16 protein-coding genes are annotated in these 18,798 nt (G+C 72.9%); 12 read left to right on the plus strand and 4 right to left on the minus strand.

Annotated features, from left to right (window positions below):
- Positions 1-181: 181 nt before the first annotated feature.
- The 12 genes from MXD62_RS11670 (at position 182) to MXD62_RS11725 (ending at position 13,429) form a co-directional block, all read left to right on the plus strand.
- Positions 182-2,128, plus strand: a complete 1,947-nt coding sequence (locus MXD62_RS11670; protein ID WP_248829365.1) for a glycosyltransferase family 87 protein — start codon at positions 182-184, stop codon at positions 2,126-2,128.
- Entirely contained in the window at positions 2,125-3,339 is a 1,215-nt protein-coding gene (locus tag MXD62_RS11675; protein WP_248829307.1) for a glycosyltransferase family 39 protein, read from the plus strand. The genes MXD62_RS11670 and MXD62_RS11675 overlap by 4 nt, the downstream gene beginning before the upstream one ends.
- 68 nt (positions 3,340-3,407) lie before the next feature.
- Complete coding sequence (locus tag MXD62_RS11680; RefSeq protein ID WP_248829308.1) at positions 3,408-3,665, plus strand: hypothetical protein; 258 nt, start codon at positions 3,408-3,410, stop codon at positions 3,663-3,665.
- Positions 3,666-3,851: 186 nt separating this feature from the next.
- Complete coding sequence (rpsF, locus tag MXD62_RS11685) at positions 3,852-4,178, plus strand: 30S ribosomal protein S6 (protein ID WP_020464685.1); 327 nt, start codon at positions 3,852-3,854, stop codon at positions 4,176-4,178.
- Between the two features lie 63 nt (positions 4,179-4,241).
- Positions 4,242-4,823: a single-stranded DNA-binding protein gene (locus MXD62_RS11690; protein ID WP_112108089.1), complete on the plus strand. Its 582-nt coding sequence runs from the start codon at positions 4,242-4,244 to the stop codon at positions 4,821-4,823.
- Positions 4,824-4,885: 62 nt separating this feature from the next.
- The gene (gene rpsR / locus MXD62_RS11695; RefSeq protein ID WP_006543269.1) at positions 4,886-5,122 is read left to right on the plus strand and encodes a 30S ribosomal protein S18; all 237 of its coding nucleotides are present in this window, start codon (positions 4,886-4,888) and stop codon (positions 5,120-5,122) included.
- Between the two features lie 10 nt (positions 5,123-5,132).
- A complete protein-coding gene (rplI, locus tag MXD62_RS11700) occupies positions 5,133-5,579 on the plus strand; it encodes a 50S ribosomal protein L9 (RefSeq protein WP_020464683.1) in 447 nt (148 codons plus the stop codon).
- Between the two features lie 967 nt (positions 5,580-6,546).
- Complete coding sequence (gene dnaB / locus MXD62_RS11705; RefSeq protein ID WP_020464682.1) at positions 6,547-7,905, plus strand: replicative DNA helicase; 1,359 nt, start codon at positions 6,547-6,549, stop codon at positions 7,903-7,905.
- 121 nt (positions 7,906-8,026) lie between these two features.
- Positions 8,027-8,398 carry an antibiotic biosynthesis monooxygenase gene (locus MXD62_RS11710; RefSeq protein ID WP_248829309.1) on the plus strand — a complete coding sequence of 124 codons (372 nt, stop codon included), beginning with the start codon at positions 8,027-8,029 and terminating at the stop codon, positions 8,396-8,398.
- A gap of 30 nt (positions 8,399-8,428) precedes the next feature.
- Complete coding sequence (locus MXD62_RS11715) at positions 8,429-9,682, plus strand: hypothetical protein (RefSeq protein ID WP_248829310.1); 1,254 nt, start codon at positions 8,429-8,431, stop codon at positions 9,680-9,682.
- A gap of 360 nt (positions 9,683-10,042) precedes the next feature.
- Positions 10,043-11,896, plus strand: a complete 1,854-nt coding sequence (gene ilvD / locus MXD62_RS11720; protein ID WP_248829311.1) for a dihydroxy-acid dehydratase — start codon at positions 10,043-10,045, stop codon at positions 11,894-11,896.
- 249 nt (positions 11,897-12,145) lie between these two features.
- Positions 12,146-13,429 carry a family 16 glycosylhydrolase gene (locus MXD62_RS11725; RefSeq protein WP_248829312.1) on the plus strand — a complete coding sequence of 428 codons (1,284 nt, stop codon included), beginning with the start codon at positions 12,146-12,148 and terminating at the stop codon, positions 13,427-13,429.
- An 87-nt stretch (positions 13,430-13,516) separates the two neighbouring features.
- On the opposite strand, the gene MXD62_RS11730 is transcribed toward MXD62_RS11725, so the two are convergent.
- The 4 genes from MXD62_RS11730 to egtA all read right to left on the minus strand — a co-directional run bounded on the left by MXD62_RS11730 (position 13,517) and on the right by egtA (position 18,616).
- Positions 13,517-14,695, minus strand: a complete 1,179-nt coding sequence (locus tag MXD62_RS11730) for an L-histidine N(alpha)-methyltransferase (protein WP_248829313.1) — start codon at positions 14,693-14,695, stop codon at positions 13,517-13,519.
- A gap of 43 nt (positions 14,696-14,738) precedes the next feature.
- A complete protein-coding gene (gene egtC / locus MXD62_RS11735) occupies positions 14,739-15,482 on the minus strand; it encodes an ergothioneine biosynthesis protein EgtC (RefSeq protein ID WP_248829314.1) in 744 nt (247 codons plus the stop codon).
- A gap of 174 nt (positions 15,483-15,656) precedes the next feature.
- On the minus strand, positions 15,657-17,072 hold the full coding sequence (locus tag MXD62_RS11740; protein WP_368862396.1) for an ergothioneine biosynthesis protein EgtB: 1,416 nt from the start codon (positions 17,070-17,072) through the stop codon (positions 15,657-15,659).
- 140 nt (positions 17,073-17,212) lie between these two features.
- Positions 17,213-18,616 carry an ergothioneine biosynthesis glutamate--cysteine ligase EgtA gene (egtA, locus tag MXD62_RS11745; RefSeq protein WP_248829315.1) on the minus strand — a complete coding sequence of 468 codons (1,404 nt, stop codon included), beginning with the start codon at positions 18,614-18,616 and terminating at the stop codon, positions 17,213-17,215.
- Positions 18,617-18,798: the final 182 nt, after the last annotated feature.

Consider the following 18,798-nt stretch of genomic DNA (forward strand, 5'->3'; position numbering starts at 1 on the left):
GCAGAACACCCTGTCCGCGCTGCAGACGAACCTCGCCGACCTCGCCCGCACCGTGACCGAGATCAACCAGCGGACCGGGGGCGGCCGGGGGGGGCCCCCCCCCCCCCCCCGCCCCCCCGGCGCCCCCCCCCCCCCCCCCGGCGCTGTGTCGTCGGAGGGCCTCGTCACCGCGTGTACCAGAATGGCCGGCATGGCCACGACACCGGCGTCGCCCAACCGGACCAGCCCGGCGCGCACCGACCCGGTGGTCGCGGGCGCGAGTGAGCTCATCGGGGGCCCACCCGGGCGGCACGCCCTGCTCGGCGCGAGCCGGAGCTGGTGGACGCCGCTGCGCGTGCTGATGCTCCTGGTGACGCTCACCTGCGTGCTCGGCTACGCGCAGAAGTCCGGCTGCCGCGACACCCGCAACTGGACGGACGAGTACCAGTACACCCGGATGTGCTACTCCGACGTGGTGGCCCTCTACAGCCAGGAGGGCCTGGTCGACGGCAAGATCCCCTACCTGGACTACCCGACCGAGTACCCGCCGGTGATCGGCGGCGCGATGCAGCTGGTCTCCTCGCTCGCCGGCCTCGGCTCGGCACCGGCCGCGGTGTTCCGCACCGACGAGGCGGGCGCCCAGGTCTTCGACCACTACTCGATGGACTCCCGCTCGGCGCTGTTCTACGACCTCACCGCGCTGCTGTTCCTGGTGGCCGCGTGTGTGGCGGTCTTCTGCACGGCGCTGACCATGGCGCCCTCCCGGATCTGGGACGCGGCCCTGCTCGCCCTGGCACCGACGCTCGCGCTGCACCTGCTGACCAACTGGGACGTCCTCGCCGTGGCCTTCGCGGCCGGTGGGCTGCTCGCCTGGTCGCGGCGGGCCCCACGGCTGGCCGGCATCCTGTTCGGGCTGGGGGTGGTCACCAAGCTCTACCCGGCGCTGTTCCTGCTGGGGCTCGCCGTGCTCTGCCTGCGGACCGGCCGGATGCGGGAATGGGCGCGCACCGTGGTCTACGCGGTGGGCGCCGCGGTCGCCGTGATGCTGCCCGTCTGGCTGACCGCCGGCTACTTCGACGGCACGACGAAGGTCAGCGACGGCATCTGGTCCACCTTCTGGGGCGGCGGCGACTGGGTCGCGCTGCTGGACGGGGAGCAGGCCGGCGCGCACAACGGCCTGCAACGCTTCTTCGAGCTCAACTCCGAGCGCGGCGCCGACTGGGATTCGCTGGCCTTCGCGACGACCTGGCTGGCCGGCAAGTACGACACCGGCTGGTTCGCGCCCCTGCACCTGGTCGTCCTCGCCATCGGGCTGACCGCCGCCGGCGCGGCCGCCGCGCTGGCGGTGCGGCGCTGGCCGTGGCTGCGCGCGCAGGTCATCGGCACCGCCGTCGCGTGCTGGCTGGTCCTGGCCGTGGCCACGCCGCTGGTCCTCGGCGCCGTGCGCGACCACGGCATCCCGGTCGGGACGCTGAACGTCCTGACCGCGGTCGGCCTCGTCCTGGCCGTGGTGGGCATCCTGGCGCTCGCCCTGCTGGCGCCGCGCCGGCCACGGGTGCCCCAGGTGGTGCTCCTCCTTGTGATCGCCTTCCTGCTGACCAACAAGGTCTTCTCACCGCAGTACACGATCTGGCTGCTGCCGCTGATGGCCCTGGCCCGGCCGCGTTGGCGGCTGTTCCTGGTCTGGCAGGCCTGCGAGATCTGGGTGCTGTTCACCCGGTTCATGCACTTCATCTACAACGACACCTCCGGCGCCGACGGGATCGACCGGGGCTGGTTCGTCGGCGCCGTGGTGCTCCGTGACCTGATGCTCTGCGTCGTCGCGGCCTTCGTGGTGCGCGAGATCCTCCGCCCCGAGCTGGACGTCGTCCGCGACGGCGGCGTGGACGACCCGGCCGGCGGGATCCTCGACGGCGCCCCCGACGTGCGCGGCGGGCGCCTGGGCCTGCGGCTGCCGTCCCGGCCCTGGGGCCGCGCGGTGCCCGCCTCGGCACCGTTGTCCGGCACCGAGGCAGGCACCGATCGGGACGAGCTTTCGTGGCCGGAGGGTCTGGCGGGCCCGGTGGGTGACGAGCCGCGCGTCGCGGCGCCGGAGGCGTCAACCGCACCCCACTCCCCGCGGCCCGTCGACGGGCGGGAGCAGGGATGACGGCGGACGCCCCGGCCGAGCCGCACGCCGGGCGTCCCGTCGAGTCGGCCGGACACGCCGCTCCCGGTGGCACCGATCCGGTGTGGCGGGTCTGGGCCCGGCTGCCTGACGCCGTGCAGGCCTCGCTCCCGGTGTGGTTCGCCAGCCGGGTGGCGGTGGTGATCGCGTCGCTGGCGGGGGCACGCGCCCTCTCGGACGGCCCGGCCGGCGACGCGCCCGGCCTCACCACACTCTGGGACCGCTGGGACGTCGGCCTGTTCACCAAGGTGGCCCGCTACGGCTACCTCTCGCCGTCCTACATCGACCGGACGGAGGTCGACTTCCCGGGGCTGCCGCTGGCCATCCGCCTCGTCCACGTGGTCGTCCCGGACTGGATCGCCGCCGGACTGGTGGTCTCGTTCCTCGCCGGCACGCTCGCCGCCGCCGCGTTGTGGCGGCTGGCCGCCGACGAGGTCGGGCGGGAGGACGCGCGGTTCGCGGTCGTCGCGCTCGTCTGCTTCCCGTACGCGGTCTTCCTGTTCGCCGCGTACTCCGAAGGTGTCTTCCTGGGCTTCGCGGTGGCCTCCTGGCTCGCCGCGCGGCGTGACCGGTGGCTGCTCGCCGGCCTGCTGGGCGCCGGCGCCGCCTCGGCGCGGGTGACCGGTATCCCGTTCTGCGCCGCCCTGGTCGTGCAGTACGTGCTCGTGCGCCGCGCCGCGGGCCGCCCGCTCTTCGCCCCGCCGGCGCTGGCGCTCGCCCTGCCACCGCTGCCGATCATCGGGTACGTCCTCTACCTGCGCGCCCGGACCGGGCGGTGGGACACCTACACGGAGGCGATGCGCGCCGGCTGGAACCGCGGCGTCGACTGGCCGTGGCGGGGGTGGTCGCGCACGTGGGAGTCCGCGTTCGACGGGAGCGGGGCGTCGACGTTCGTCTGGTTCTGGCGCGGGGAGCTGCTCGCCGTCGTGATCGGCGTGCTGCTGACGGGCGTGCTGCTGTGGAGCAGGCGCTGGGGCGAGGCGACCTTCGTCGGGCTGATGACCGTCCTGATGAGCTTCTCGAACTACTACGCCTCGGGGATCCGCGGGATCCTGGTCGCCTTCCCGCTGTACCTGCTGCTGGCGCGGGTGGCCGCGCGCCGGCCGTGGGTTCGCGGCGCCTACGTCTGGCTCTGCACACCGGTCATGGTGGTCTTCGTCGTTGCCTTCACCCAGGGCAACTGGGTCGACTGAGGACGGCGACACGACCATCGGGATCGGATGTCGGTCCGGGCGGCCGGCGCGTGCGCGAGAATGGGGCCGTGGCGGCAGACGACGTACGGGTGGACGGGCCGGGGCCCTCGTCGCGGCAGCCGCCGGGCGTGATGGCGTCCGCCGCCGTGGCGGGCCTGCTGGCGCTGGTGTTCCTGGTCCTCGCGGTCGTCGTGCCCGATCCGTCCCGGCACGCCCACGGGCTGCTGGTGGTCGTCGACCTGGTGGGCGTGGCCGGGGTCGGTGCCGTGTGGATCCGGGTGGTCCGCCTGGTCGGCCTCTCCGAGGACCGTCGCCGGGTCGAGTAATCTCGTCCAGACACACCGTGTGCCGACGTTCCAGCTCGCATCCACATGATCGTGTGGTCGAGCTCGCCCGGCGGGGAGCGCGCCCTGGAGGCGTGCCGTACCCGCGGGGCGGACATCCCCGGCATGCGGTCCCTCCTGCCACGGATGATCCGTGGCCGCTAGAGTCCACAGGAGGTGGGTTCAGCCTTGCCACGCCACTATGAACTGATGGTGATCCTCGATTCCGAGCTCGAGGAGCGCACGGTCGCACCCTCGCTCGACCAGTACCTCAACGTCGTCCGTCAGGGCGGCGGCGTGGTCGAGAAGGTCGACGTGTGGGGCCGCCGCCGGCTCTCCTACGAGATCGCCAAGAGCTTCGAGGGCATCTACGCCGTCATCGACCTGCACACGGAGCCGGCCGTCGTCGCCGAGCTGGACCGCCAGCTCGTCCTCAACGAGTCCGTGATCCGTACCAAGGTGATCCGGCTGCCCGAGCCCAAGGCGCCACGGCCGAACCGCCGGGCGGCGGCGTGACGTGCTCTGCCCGGCCGGCGCTGCGCGCGCTGACGCGGGCCCCTCGACCGGAGGAGCGTGATCATGGCCGGTGAAACGGTGATCACGGTCGTCGGCAATCTGACGAACGACCCCGAACTGCGTTTCACGCCGAACGGCGCCGCGGTCGCGAGCTTCACGGTCGCGTCCACCCCGCGCACGCTCGACCGCGGAACGAACGAGTGGAAGGACGGCGAGGCGCTCTTTCTTCGCTGTTCCATCTGGCGGCAGGCTGCCGAGCACGTCGCCGAGTCCCTCACCAAGGGTGCGCGCGTCATCATCCAGGGGCGTCTCAAGCAGCGCTCCTTCGAGACCCGCGAGGGTGAGAAGCGGACGGTGATTGAACTGGACGTCGACGAGATCGGCCCCTCGCTGCGTTACGCGACCACGAAGGTCACCAAGGCGGCCCGCGGTGGCGGCTTCGGTGGTGGCCAGGGTGGCGGCGGCTTCGGCGGCGGCCAGGGTGGCCCCGGCGGCCCGAGCGGGCCTGGTGGCCCCGGTGGCCAGCCCGGTGGCGGCTACAACGGCGGATCCCCACAAGGCGGTGGCTCCGGCTATGCCGGCGGCGCCGTCGACGACCCGTGGTCACAGCCCGCGGGTGGTTACTCCGACGAGCCGCCGTTCTGAGCGGCCGGGTGTCATCTTCGCGCGACCGGAACTCGGGCGCAAAACGAGGTAGGAGCTCATCCATGGCCAAGGCGGCCGTGCGCAAGCCCAAGAAGAAGGTTTGCGTCTTCTGTAAGGACAAGGTCCACTACATCGATTACAAGGACACTTCCCTGCTCCGGAAGTTCATCTCCGACCGGGGGAAGATCCGCGCCCGCCGGGTGACTGGCAACTGCAGCCAGCACCAGCGTGACGTCGCGACCGCGGTGAAGAACAGCCGCGAGATGGCGCTGCTGCCGTACACCTCGACGGCCCGCTGAGGAGGATGAGATGAAGCTCGTCCTCACCCAGGAGGTCCCGGGGCTCGGCAGCCCGGGGGACATCGTCGACGTGGCCGACGGCTACGGCCGGAACTACCTGGTGCCGCGCCGGTACGCGATTCTCGCGACCCGCGGCGCAGAGCGTCAGGTCGCCCAGATCAAGCGGGCGCGTGACGCCCGGGCGGTCCGCGACCTCGACCACGCCAAGGAGATCGCCGGCCAGCTCTCCGGTCTGTCCGTCCGGCTGGTCAGCCGCGCGGGCAAGGAGGGCCGGCTGTTCGGCTCGGTCACGGCCGCCGACGTGGTGTCCGCGGTGACCGACGCCGGAGGCCCCGCGCTGGACCGGCGCCGGGTCGAGCTGAGCACCCCGATCAAGTCGCTCGGCTCGCACACCGTCGCCGTGCACCTGCACCCCGAGGTCAGCGCGAAGCTGACCGTCCAGGTCACCTCGGCCTGACTGCGGACGCAGGCCAGGGTCGCGCCGTCCGTGGCGCGACCCTGGCCTGCTCTTGTTAGCAGCGCTCGGGATCCGGGACCGCAGGTCCGAGGGCTGGGATCTTGGGATCCAGCTCCGAGGTGTCGGGACTTGGGAACCCGGGTCCGAGGGATCGGAACCCGTCCTGGAGCGGGTCTCACGGACCGCACCCCCGCTGACGCCGGTTCCAGCACAACCGTGGCGGCTGATTGAGTCCATGGACACGCTCGTTCGCCACGCATCAGCCGGTGGCTTCCTGGCCGCGCGGAGCTTCGGGGTTCGGCGGCTTGGCGCCCGGTGACTTACTTGGACGACGCGACCACATCCAGATCACGTCTGTGTCCGCGTGTGAGTGGGTGGTGACGCTGCGGCTCGGGCAGAATGATCGTGGGCATATCGCGGGGAGATCAGATCCCCGGACGGTATAGCTCAAAATGATTAGTCAGACCGCGATCTCGGGGTTGCGCCAAAGATTTTTTTGTCCACAGGTGTCGTATCCCTGTAGCCCCTTCTGGCACTGCGGTTCCGGGCGCTCGCGGCGCCGTCATCCACAGCGTCGCCGCCGCTCGTCCCGAGGCGTTCCCCAGAATCCCGCTCGTTACCAACAGGTTGTCCACAGGTGGGTGTGGATAACTTTTTGGCGCCTCCCCGTGGGGGCCTCTACTGTCGAGCCCTCCACACTGGCCATGTACCCGTGGGAACGGGATAGTCCAGACGGGTGAGGTGGGCGTGATCTTCGGATCGGTGGGCGGGCGGGCGAGTTGACACCCTCCAAACTGCAGTCGAACATATGTTCGATAGTGTCGATGGGATCGGGTTCGATGAAATCGGGTCCGGTGGGATCGGGTCCGATGGGATCAGGTCGGGAGCTTCCGGCGCACGGCGCTGCTCCGATCGCCCGGTCGCGGCGGTGCGCCGGTGGGCCGGTCGACATCCGAGAGGGGGAGGCTTGAGCGTCGCCGACATCGCGCGCGGGCCTGGATCCGCGGTCGAGTTCGATCGCACCCCGCCCCACGATCTTCCTGCGGAGCAGAGCGTGCTGGGCGGCATGCTGCTCTCGAAGGACGCGATCGCGGACGTCGTCGAGGTCCTCCGGGCGAGCGACTTCTACCGGCCGGCGCACGCCACCGTCTACACCACGATCGGCGACCTCTACGGCCGTGGGGAGCCGGCCGACGTCATCAGCGTCGCGGCCGAGCTGGGCCGGCAGAACCTGCTGGAGCGGGTCGGCGGGCCGGCCTACATGCACACGCTGATCTCCAGCGTCCCGACCGCGGCGAACGCCGGCTACTACGCGCGCATCGTCGCGGAGAAGGCCGTGCTGCGCCGGCTGGCCGAGGCCGGCACGCGCATCGTGCAGCTCGCCTACGGCCCGGCGCCCGACGTCACCGACGTCGTCGACCGGGCCCAGGCGGCCGTCTACGAGGTGACCGAGCGGCGCACGAACGACGACTACACCCCGCTCGGCGAGTTGCTGAACCCGGCGCTGGAGGAGATCGAGGCGATCCAGGCCCACGACGGCGCCCTGACCGGGGTGCCGACGGGGTTCACCGACCTCGACGAGCTCACCAACGGCCTGCACGGCGGCCAGCTGTGGATCGTCGCGGCCCGGCCCGCGGTCGGCAAGTCGACCCTGGGCCTGGATTTCGCCCGCGCCGCGTCGATCAAGAATGGGATGACCTCGGTCGTCTTCTCGCTGGAGATGAGCCGCATGGAGATCACCATGCGGCTGCTCTCCGCCGAGGCCCGGGTGTCGCTGCAGAACATCCGCACCGGCCGGCTGACCGACGACGACTGGGGTCGGCTGGCCCGGCGGATGGGGGAGGTCGCCGAGGCACCGCTGTACATCGACGACAGCCCGCACCTGACGATGATGGAGATCCGGGCGAAGGCGCGGCGGCTCAAGCAGCGCAACGACCTGCGGCTGGTCATCCTCGACTACCTGCAGCTGATGTCCTCGCCGAAGAAGGTCGAGAGCCGCCAGCAGGAGGTCAGCGAGATCTCCCGGTCGCTGAAGCTGCTCGCGAAGGAGCTGGAGGTCCCCGTCGTGGCGATCTCGCAGCTCAACCGGGCCTCCGAGCAGCGGGCCGACAAACGGCCCCAGGTCTCCGACCTGCGCGAGTCCGGCAGCCTCGAACAGGACGCCGACGCGGTCATCCTGCTCTACCGGGAGGACACGGTGGAGAAGGAGTCCGCGCGGGCCGGCGAGGCCGATCTGATCATCGCCAAGCATCGTAACGGCCCCACGGGCACCGTCACGGTCGCCTTCCAGGGCCACTACTCCCGGTTCGTCGACATGGCCAACTGATCCACGCCGTGATCCGGTGGGAGGGCGGCCGCCCGCTGCGGTCGGGTCGACTGGCCCGATCGGACTGGTCGGCGGGCCGACCGGCCTGAAGAGCCGGCCCCGCGGTGACAGACTGGGCGACATGAGCGTTTCCGGTGTTCCCCCGCGCGACTCCGGGGTCGTCGAGGTCGCGCGGTTCGACGTGTTGCCAGGGTCCGAAGAGGAGTTCGCCGCGGCGTACCGAACCGTCCGGCACGAGCTGGTTGCCACGCCCGGGTGCCGCTCCGCCCGGATGACCAGGGGGGTCGAGTCCCCGTCCAGCTTCGTGCTTCTGGTCGACTGGGACAGCCTGGAAGCGCACACCGAGACCTTCCGCGGTTCCGACCGGTTCACCCGGTGGCGGGCGGCGCTCTCCCCGTTCTTCGCGGCCGCGCCGTCGGTGGAACACGTCGTGGCGATCACAGACCCCGTCGTGCCGGCACCGGCGTCGGCGGACCGGCCGGCCAGCTCCTGAGCCCGCCGGCCGTCGCGCGCCTCCGCCGCCATGATGACCTTCATCGGGTACCTTTTTCTGGCGCCCCTCTCGGCCGCGTTCTTCGGCTTTCTGGTGTGGCTGCTGCCCGCGATCGCGATGCGCGACGTGATCGGCCGAATGCGGATCCGGCCGTTCACGTTCTTCGTGACCGGCTACATCTTCATCGGCCTGATGAGCTTCTACCTGCTGGTCTTCTACGAGGACCATGAGGTCGCCCCGTTCCTCGGAACGGTCGCGTCGCTGGGCCTGGTGTGGGCGGTCCGGCGGTGGTGGCGGTCGCGGCGCGGCTCCCGCACGGTCGCCGGGTTCAACCGGCTGACGGGCCCCCAGCAGCGCCCGGGAGCGCCCGGGAGCGGGCCCGGCATCCCCCACCCTGACCAGCACGGCGTCCAGCCGGGCCAGTGGGGGGTCCAGTCGGGGCAGTACGGCGCCCAGCCTGGTCCGCACGGCACCCACCCCGGCCAGTGGGGCGTCCAGCCCGGTGAGCACCCCGGTCCGTACGGCGGGCCCGGGTATCCGGGCGTGCCCGGGCAGACCACTCCGCCGGGATATCCGGCCCCGCCCGGCCAGGGGGGACATCCCGGCCATCCGGGGGCCGCGGCCACGGGCGGTCCGCCTGGGTCCGTCGGCCAGCCGCCCGCGGATGGTGTCCAGCCGGGGGGTCCTGGCTGGACACCCGGCCAGGATGGCGAGCACCTGGATACGGCGGGCGCCGGCGAGCCACCCGCGCCGGGCAGGACCGGCCGGATCGCCGGCTATCCGCTCGCGGCGCCGCCGCCGGACTCGCCTTCCGGTCCGCCCGGATACCCGCCGCCGGAGCGCCCGGCATCCGGCGGACCGGCGGCGACGACACCGAAGGCATCGGGTGGACCTGTGCCGAATCCACCGGCGCCAGGCTCATCAGCGCCAGGCTCGCAGGTACCCGGTTCACCGATGTCGGGTGGTCCCACGCCGGATGGTCCGGTGTCAGGTGCGGGCGGACCGGTGTCGGGTGGACCGGGCGCGGGCCCGCCGGCCTGGAGCGACGAGCCGGACATCGACCCGACCTGGCTGGAGTTCTTTGCCAGCGAGCCCGGCGGCCTGGGCACTGACGGTCCGGGCGCCGGTGGCCCGGGGGGAGGCGCCGGTCCGGCCGGTCCGACCGGTCCGGCGGGTGCGACCGGGCGAGGTGGTCCGGGCGGTCCGGTGGATTCCGCGGGACCCGTCGATCCCGAGGAGCCGGACGGGCCGACCTCCGGTCCTCCCGGCGACCGGAGGCCCTGACCTCCGAGAGCGTCGCGTGGTCGGTTCTCCGAGTGGTCTGCTCGGGCCGCCAGGTGACGTGGTCGGTTCTCCGGGTGGTGTACTCGGGCTGGCGGGTGGCGTGGTCGGGCGGGTGCGGGCGAGGCGTAGCCTGATCGGTGGCGAAGCCTCCGGATCGGAGCGCGCCCGCGTGCCGCCTGTCGACTCGGGAACACCCGCCGACTCGGGAGCAACGACGTCGGAGACACCGATATCGGGAACACCGAGATATCGGAACACCGACGTCCGCTTCGTCGTACCGACGGCTGTTCGCCCGCCCGCGTCCGGCACCCCGACGCACCGCCCGTCTTCAACGCCCCACAGCCCAGCTCAGAGGTCGAGATGCCCGCTCTGCGTTCCCGCACCACCACCCACGGTCGCAACATGGCCGGTGCCCGCGCCCTGTGGCGGGCGACCGGCATGACCGACGACGACTTCGGCAAGCCGATCGTCGCGATCGCGAACAGCTTCACGCAGTTCGTTCCCGGCCATGTCCACCTGCGGGACGTCGGAAAGATCGTCGCGGAGGCGGTGGCCGGGTCGGGCGGGGTCTCCAAGGAGTTCAACACGATCGCCGTCGACGACGGCATCGCGATGGGCCACGGCGGCATGCTGTACTCCCTGCCGTCCAGAGAGATCATCGCGGACAGCGTCGAGTACATGGTGAACGCCCACTGCGCCGACGCGCTGGTGTGCATCTCGAACTGCGACAAGATCACCCCGGGGATGCTGCTCGCCGCGCTGCGGCTCAACATCCCGACCGTCTTCGTCTCCGGCGGGGCGATGGAGTCCGGTCAGGCCGTCGTCACCGGTGGCATCGCGCGCTCGCGGCTCGACCTGGTCGACGCGATGACCGCTGCGGTCAACCCCGACGTCAGCGACGCCGACCTCGACACCATCGAGCGGTCGGCCTGCCCGACCTGCGGCTCCTGCTCCGGGATGTTCACGGCCAACTCGATGAACTGCCTGACCGAGGCGCTCGGCCTGGCGCTGCCGGGCAACGGCACGACGCTGGCCACCGCGGCGGCCCGGCGCGGCCTGTTCGTCGAGGCCGGCCGCCTCGTCGTCGACCTGGCCCGCCGCTACTACGAGAAGGACGACGAGGCCGTCCTGCCCCGCTCGATCGCGAGCGCGGCGGCGTTCCGCAACGCGTTCGCGGTGGACGTCGCCATGGGCGGTTCGACGAACACCGTCCTGCACCTGCTCGCCGCCGCCGTCGAGGCCGAGGTCGAGGTGACCCTCGACGACATCGACCAGGTCTCCCGCTCGGTGGCCTGCCTGTGCAAGGTGGCGCCCAGTTCGACCGACTACTACATGGAAGACGTCCACCGGGCCGGCGGGATCCCGGCGATCCTCGGTGAGCTCGACCGCGGCGGCCTGGTGGACCCGAACGTGCACAGCGTGCACGCGGCGAGCCTGCGCGAGTTCCTCGACCGCTGGGACGTGCGCGGGGCGGACCCGTCCCCGGACGCGATCGAGCTGTTCCACGCCGCGCCTGGCGGCGTGCGCACCGTCGAGCCGTTCGGCTCGACGAACCGCTGGGACACCCTCGACACCGACGCGAAGAACGGCTGCATCCGCTCGGTCGAGCACGCCTACTCGGCCGACGGCGGCCTGGCCGTGCTGCGCGGCAACCTGGCCCCCGACGGCGCCGTGGTGAAGACGGCCGGCGTCGACGAGAGCCAGTGGACGTTCCGCGGGCCCGCGCTGGTCGTCGAGAGCCAGGAGGCCGCGGTCGACGCGATCCTGAACAAGGTCGTCAAGGCGGGCGATGTGATCATCGTCCGGTACGAGGGCCCCCGCGGTGGGCCCGGCATGCAGGAGATGCTCTACCCGACGGCGTTCCTCAAGGGCCGCGGCCTCGGGCCGAAGTGCGCGCTGATCACCGATGGCCGCTTCTCCGGTGGCAGCTCGGGCCTGTCGATCGGCCACGTCTCCCCGGAGGCGGCGCACGGTGGCCCGATCGCGCTCGTCCGGGACGGTGATCTCGTCGAGATCGACATCCCGCGGCGGCGGATCGACCTGCTGGTGCCGGACGCCGAGCTCGCCGCGCGGCGGGCCGAGATCGAGGCGAACGGCGGCTACCACCCGGCGAACCGGGAGCGTGTCGTGTCGGCCGCGCTGCGCGCCTACGCGGCCATGGCGACGTCCGCCTCGACCGGTGCCGCCCGTGACGTCCGGCTCATCACGGGATGAGATCTCGCTCGGTAGCTGAATCAATCGCGGTGTGTGTGCGAAGGTGGAGCTTGTTCGCTTGGCGCGACTCCAAGTAGTCACCTGATCGCCTAGTGGTTGGGTGGGCGCGGGTGGTCGTGGCCGGGGCCGCGGGGGGCGCGACCGTTCCAGGAGATCCGCCTCGCCATGGCTCGTCACAGACGTTCGGACCGCCGCTTCGCTCGCCGCGTCAATTCAGCTCGTCCTGCCGACAGTGGGATGAGGTTTCCCGTGAATCCTCGCGTCCACCGGCGGTCGTGCTCGCGTTCGCACCCGACCCGGCTGCTGCTGGCGGTGGTCGCCGTGACGGTGGTCGGGCTGGGAACCCTCGGCCTGGTCGCGGGCGTGGACGGCTCCGGGGGGTCCGGATCGAGTGACGGGCCGGCCCGTCTCGGCGTGGCGGAGATCCCTACCGGCCTGGACGGATCATCCGGTCCGCTGGCGGCTTCCGGCACGGCCGGTTCCAGCACCGCTGCGACCGGCACGGCCGGTTCCAGCACCGCTGCGCCAGGAGCCGCCGCGGGCGCCGCTGCGTCGGGTGCTGCCGGGGCGGACTCGGAGCAGGGCACGGCAGGTGGCACGGAGCAGGGCACGGCGGGAGGTGGCCAGGCCACGGGCGCCACGGGTGGGTGGGAGCCCCAGATCCCGGGATCAGGCGTGGCAGGCGCGGTGCCCGCGGCGCCGGGGAGCGCGGCCACCAGCACGCCCCAGCCCGCCGTCGAGCGGGCGATGACGCCCTCGAAGAGCGCCTCGACCAGCTCCGCACCGGTCTCCGGGGGCGACGACGGCGCGGGCCTGCTGTGGTCGGACGAGTTCGGCGGCGTGGCGGGCGCGGCCCCGGACCCGGACACCTGGATCACCCAGACCGGCTCCGGCTGGGGCGACCGGGAGATGCAGTGCTACACCCGCGACCCGCGGAACCTGGCGACCGACGGCCGCGGCCACCTCGTGATCACCGCGCGCAGGGAGCCGTCCTGCGACGGCACGCGCTTCTCCTCCGCGCGAATCGAGACGCTCGGCAAGCGAGCCATGCGCTACGGCTACCTGGAGACCCGGGCCGTGCTGCCGACCGGCCGCGGCGCCTTCCCGGCGGTGTGGCTCCTCGGCTCCGACATGCCGGCCGTCGGCTGGCCGGCGAGCGGCGAGCTGGACGTCGTCGAGGCGGTCTCGACGGCGCCCACGACCGTGCACACGAACGTCCACGGCGTGGACACCGCCGGCGCTCACTGGCAGGCCACCTGGGGCAACGGCGGGATGTACGACGCCGGGGCCGACCTCGCGGCGGCCTTCCACACCTACGGCCTGGAGTGGACGCCGTGCGCGCTGCGGTTCTACTTCGACGGCCGGCTCATCCGCACCGTCACCCGTGATCAGGTGCCGGTCTGGCTGTGGGACCGGGAGCACTACGTGATCCTCAACGTCGCGGTGAACTCGGAGGGCGCGAGTGCCACGGCCGCTGACTACCCGCAGCGGATGGCGGTCGACTACCTGCGGGTCTACGTCGCCAAGCCGTGATACGCCGACCGCCCTGGCACCCCAGCCGCCCTGATGCCACCGCGCAGGCCCCGGCCGCCGCGCCTCGGCGCGGTCGGCCCGGTCGGATCAGGAAGGGACGGCCAGGGTCAGGGCGAAGTCGCCGTCCGGGTCCGTCCACTGGTGGCTGACGGAGAGTCCGGCCGCGGCCAGCTCGGCGGCGATCGAGTCGAGGGTGAACTTGGCGCTGATCTCGGTGCGCATCTGCTCGTCGGCGTCGAAGCGGGCGACCAGATCCAGGGCGCGGACCCCGACCTCCTGCTCGCGGACGCTGCGCAGGCGCATCTCGATCCAGGAGTTCTCCGCGTCCCAGGCGGCGACGTGGGCGAACCCGCGCAGGTCGAAGTCGGCCCCCAGCTCCCGGTTGATCACCGAGAGAACGTTGCGGTTGAAGGCGGCTGTCACGCCGGCGCTGTCGTCGTAGGCCGCGACGAGACGTCGCGGGTCCTTCACCAGGTCGGCGCCGAGGAGCAGGGCGTCGCCGTCGGCGAACTGGTCGCTCAGGGCGCGCAGGAAGGCGGCGCGCGCCGCGGGCCGCAGGTTGCCGATGGTTCCGCCGAGGAAGGCCACAAGCCGCCGGTCGTCGCGGCCTCCACCGTGGCCGTCATCAGCACCGGCAGCACCGGCGGCCGCCGCCGCGCCCGTGTCCGCGGCGGGCCGGGCGCCAGGGAGAAGGCCGAGGTGGCGCTCGAAATCCCCGACCACCGCGTGCACCGAGATTCCCGGATACGCCCGCAGGATGTCCTGTCCGGCCTGGAGCAGGGTCTCCTCGTCCACGTCGAAGGGGACGAAGCGGCGTAGCACCCCGGTGGCGCGCAGCGCGTCGAGGAGCAGGCGGGTCTTCTCCGAGGTGCCGGAGCCGAGCTCGATGAGGGTGCCGGCCGGGCAGACGGCGGCGATCTCGGCGGCGTGCGCGGTGAGCACCGCGTGCTCGCGGCGGGTCGGGTAGTACTCGGGCAGGCGGGTGATCCGGTCGAACAGCAGGCTGCCGGTGGCGTCGTAGAACCACTTGGGTGGCAGCTCACGAGGGCGGGAGGTCAGGCCGGCGCGCACGTCCGCGGCGAGCGAGGCGTGCCGTTCGGTGGCGGCGAGGTGGCGGTCCACGGTGATCTGCGGGGCCTGGTCCGTTCGGGCGGGTTCGTCGGGCCTGCCCGACGGGGCGGACCCGCTGGTGGCTGTGGCGGGATGCGGCTGCCTGCCGGGCACGGGAATCGTCTCCGGGGCGGTAGCCGGTGTCCTCGATGTCATCGTGGTGCCCTCCGTCTGCCTCGTACGACTCACCGTAGTCGTTCTAAGAGATCAAACTACTAAGAGTAACTTTGTGTGTGTCGGCCACCAGGAGATATTGGTCCGGTACGTCGACCCAACCGGATTCGTCATCATCTGGCTCACTGGCGACGACGATCCCGTCCACCTCCTCGCGGTAGCTGAGGGTGTCCCGCCAGGTGCTCGCCACGAGCTGCGTGCCGTCGGTCACCAGCAGGTTCAGCCGGGACGGCGTCCCGTCCGGCTCGCGCAGCCCGCCCAGCGTCAGGACGACGTCCGCCACGGCCCGCGGCAGTGGCAACCGGGACGCGCTCTCCCACAGCAGGGCGGCCACGATGGCCGAGTCGCAGCGGGAGTCCGGCACCGGCGCGCCGGGCCGGGCCGCCAGCTCCCGCAGCGCGCCGTCGGTGTGCACCCGCCCGTTGTGGCTCAGCAGCAGCCGGCCTTCGGCGAAGGGGGCGGTCGCGGTCTCCTCGACGGGCATCCCGACGGTGGCGCTGCGCACCGCGGCAAGCACACATCCCGAGGTCACGGCGCCGGCGAACGAGCTGTAGGAGGCGTCCGTCCACATCGGCACCGCGCGCCGGTAGCGGGCGGGTTCGGGGCGCAGGCCGGGCGCGTACCAGCCGACACCGAAGCCGTCGGCGTTGACGGTCCCGTGCCGCATCCGGCGGGGCGCCCACGACTGGCGCAGCAGGCTGGACGGCCGGTCGAGGGTCAGCGCCGCGAGCGTGCGCGGGGCACCGAGCCAGGCCAGGTGACGGCACACGGGCAGGCGTGACCTTTCTGCACGCGGGCCTTGGCACCACGCTCCCGGCAACCCACCGCCCCGCCGCCGTCGCGGCGCCGGGCCACGGGTACAGGTGTGGACGCCGGTACCGGTACGGGCGGGTGCGGGTGCGGGTGCTGGTGCTGGTTCGGGTGCGGGCCTGGAGCGGCGGGGTCAGGGGGTCTCGGCGTCGCGGGCGAGCCGGAACCCGGCGAAGATCTGCCGTCGGATCGGAAAGTCCCAGTTGCGGAACGTGGAGCGGACGGCGCTGGGATCGGTCGCCCAGGAACCGCCGCGCAGCACCCGGAACCGGGCCGGGGCCGCATCGCGAGGATAGAAGACCTCGCTGTACTCCCGATACGGGAACGACGCGAAGCCCGGGTAAGGGGTGAACCCGCCGCCGGTCCATTCCCAGACGTCCCCGATCATCTGTTCGGCGCCGTACGGGCTCGCGCCGGCCGGCCTGCCGCCCACCGGCGCGGGCCGCGCAGTGCGGTGTCCCAGGTTCGCAAGCTCGGAAGTCGGGTCGGTGTCGCCCCATGGATACCGTCGTGAACGCCCGGTGACGGGGTCGTGCGCACACGCCTTCTCCCACTCGGCCTCCGTGGGCAGCCGTCGTCCGGCCCAGCGGGCGTGGGCCTCGGCTTCATACCAGCACACGTGTTGCACGGGCTCGTCGAGAGGCACCGGTTCGACCCGCCCGAATCGGCGGCGTGTCCAGACGTCGCCGTCGCGTGACCAGAAAAGCGGCGCCGTCAGGTCCTCCTGGCAGCGCCACGCCCAGCCCTCGGTGGACCAGAGCCGCTCGTCGGCGTAGCCGCCGTCCGCGATGAACGCCAGGTGGGCCCGGTTGGTGACCGGGTAGCGGCCGAGGCGGAAGGCGGGCAGGAACACCCGGTGCGCCGGCCGCTCGTTGTCGTACGCCCACGGCTCGGTCGACGTGCCCATGGTGAACTCGCCGGCCGGCACCAGGACCTCGGCCGCCTCGTCCACCGGCCCGGCCGGGGACGGCGGCGCCGGCCGCGGGTCGGCCAGGACGGGCGGGCCCGCGCGCAGCTGCAGCGTCGCGAGCATCGTCTCGTCGTGCTGGTGCTCGTGCTGGATCACCATGCCGTAGACGAACGACCCCGACAGCAGCCGAGCACGCCGGTGGACGGCCGCGCCGCCGTCCCGCTCACCGTCCCCGTTCGCGGCCTCGTTCCTGCTCTCGGCCTCGTTTCCGTTCCCGGCCTCGGGTCCGGCGACCTCGCCGGCCGTCTCCGGGGCGTGCAGCAGGTCGGGGTCCAGCCCGGTCAGGACGTCCATCGCCCGCCCGCGGACGTCCCGCAGGTACGCGCGGGCCTCGTCCGGGCCGAGCAGCGGCAGGGCGGTCCGGCTGGCCCGGCTGTGCCGGAAGGCGTCGTAGACGTCGTCCAGGCCGGGGCGCAGCTCGGCCGCGCCGGTCAGGGCGCGCAGCAGCCAGATCTCCTCGTAGTTGCCGATGTGCGCGAGATCCCAGACCAGCGGTGACATCAGTGGCGAGTGCTGGCGCAGGAGGTCGTCCTCGGTGAGGTCGGTGTAGGCGAGCGACCGGTCCCGGGCCGCCGCCAGCCCCGCCGCCAGCGCCTCCGCGTCGAGGGCGGGGGCGGCCGTCGGGCCGGCGGGGGCGGCCGGCCCGGGAGCGCCGGCCCGGCCGGCAGCGGCCGCCGCGGTGGCGGCGGCAGAGTCACGGGTGGTGGTCGGGTCGCCGGTCACGGCACCGGAACGCACTGGGACGCCTCCTCGCGCAGCAGCTCAGCCGGCCCGCGCGCCTCGAAACGCGCGTTCAGGTCGTCGGCCGGGGAGCGCCCCCGCCGCGTGTAACGGTTGGCGAAGGCCTCCACCGCGGCCCGCAGCCCGGGATCGGCGCCCGTCCGGGCGAGTGCGTCCAGGGCCAGGTCGACGCACCGCACCGCCGCACGGTGCAGTGCCGGGTCCCGCAGGCCGAGCTGGGCCGCCAGCCGCCCCTGCCGGGCGACCGGGAGGCACGCGGCGAGCGCGGCCCGGGCGGCGGCCGGCTCGTCGAGGAGCACCGCCGGCACGGCGACGGCCACCGGCCACAGGTCGGACGGCTGAGCGTCCAGGTAACGCAGCTCCAGCCAGCCACGTGGCCGGACGGGCGGGAACAGCGTCGTCGCGTGCCAGCCGAGGTCCTGGGCGGTCGGGGGGCGTGCCACCGGCCCCGCCCCGGCCATCCAGTCCCCGAAGGTCGTCCGGTTCCGGACCGGCTGGTACCGCCCGTCCGGCTCGCCGACCATCATGAGGTCCGCGTCGTGCAGGTAGCGGGCCCAGAGCCAGGCCAGCTGGGCGTCTCCGGTGGGCGGCGCGCCGGGGGCGTCGCCACGCCCGCCCGGGCCCGCCTGGGCGAGCCACGCCGTCGCCGGCGCCGCCGGGTCGGGCAGGACCGGCCCGGTGCGGCTCGCGTCGATACCGGCCCAGACCGCCTGGCGACCCGACTGCCAGGAGATCTGCCGGCCGTGGGCCATCGGCGACGCGGCGAACATGGCGATCAGCACCGGCTCGAGCGCGTGCGCGAGCCGGAAACGCTCGACGGCCTGCGCCGTGTCCGTGCCGATGTCCAGGTTGACCTGGACGGAGGCGGTCGAGCACATCATCGTCCGGCCGTCGTCGCAGTCCCGGGCCAGGAAGTGCTGCTCCATGGCCACGTACCGGGAGGCGGTGGTGTGGCGGACGGGCGTCCGCAGCGGGTCGACACCCATGCCGACCAGGCCGAGCCTGCGCCGGGCGAGGGCGCCGCGGACGAGCGTGAGGTCGGCGCGCATCGCGGCCACGGCGGCGGTCAGGTCCAGCGGAAGGCCCGAGAGCTCGAGCTGGCCGCCCGGCTCGAAGGTGAGCCGGCTGCCGCCGGGAAGCCGCGGGGCCGAGTCGGTGCCCGGCGGGCCGCCGTCGCGGGCCTGGCCGTTCTCCCGGCCTCGGTCCGGTTGCCGGCCCTGGTCACCGGGGGCGAGGACGCTCTCCAACGCCGCGGCGGTCTCGTCCGCGGGGACGGGCCGGCGCGGGTTCGCGACGTCGACGACGAACCACTCGGTCTCGATGCCGACCCGGTTCGTCGTGGCCGCGCCCGGAGCCGGTGAGCCCGGGATGGCGGGGGTCACGTCCCGGGCGGCGAGGCGCAGGAGATCGTCGAAGGTGGCGATGGGAGTCGCGGCTCCAACCGCGGTTGGAGCCGCAGTGGGAGTTGGAGCCGCAGTAGGAACAGTGGTCTCTGTGTGATCTGCTATGTGATCTGTCTCGCTGATCAACTCGGGTCGAGCGGCCGGTGCCTCCTCGCCGGTCG

Origin of the sequence: Frankia sp. Mgl5 (assembly GCF_023242985.1) — a bacterium.
In the GTDB taxonomy this organism is placed as follows: domain Bacteria; phylum Actinomycetota; class Actinomycetes; order Frankiales; family Frankiaceae; genus Parafrankia; species Parafrankia soli.

Bases quoted from the DNA above. Each gene is read 5' to 3' on its own strand.
- MXD62_RS11670 (WP_248829365.1), top strand. From the start codon at position 182: ATGGCCGGCATGGCCACGACACCGGCGTCGCCCAACCGGACCAGCCCG.
- MXD62_RS11675 (WP_248829307.1), top strand. From the start codon at position 2,125: ATGACGGCGGACGCCCCGGCCGAGCCGCACGCCGGGCGTCCCGTCGAG.
- MXD62_RS11690 (WP_112108089.1), top strand. From the start codon at position 4,242: ATGGCCGGTGAAACGGTGATCACGGTCGTCGGCAATCTGACGAACGAC.
- rpsR (WP_006543269.1), top strand. From the start codon at position 4,886: ATGGCCAAGGCGGCCGTGCGCAAGCCCAAGAAGAAGGTTTGCGTCTTC.
- rplI (WP_020464683.1), top strand. From the start codon at position 5,133: ATGAAGCTCGTCCTCACCCAGGAGGTCCCGGGGCTCGGCAGCCCGGGG.
- MXD62_RS11710 (WP_248829309.1), top strand. From the start codon at position 8,027: ATGAGCGTTTCCGGTGTTCCCCCGCGCGACTCCGGGGTCGTCGAGGTC.
- MXD62_RS11715 (WP_248829310.1), top strand. From the start codon at position 8,429: ATGATGACCTTCATCGGGTACCTTTTTCTGGCGCCCCTCTCGGCCGCG.
- ilvD (WP_248829311.1), top strand. From the start codon at position 10,043: ATGCCCGCTCTGCGTTCCCGCACCACCACCCACGGTCGCAACATGGCC.
- MXD62_RS11730 (WP_248829313.1), bottom strand. From the start codon at position 14,695: ATGACATCGAGGACACCGGCTACCGCCCCGGAGACGATTCCCGTGCCC.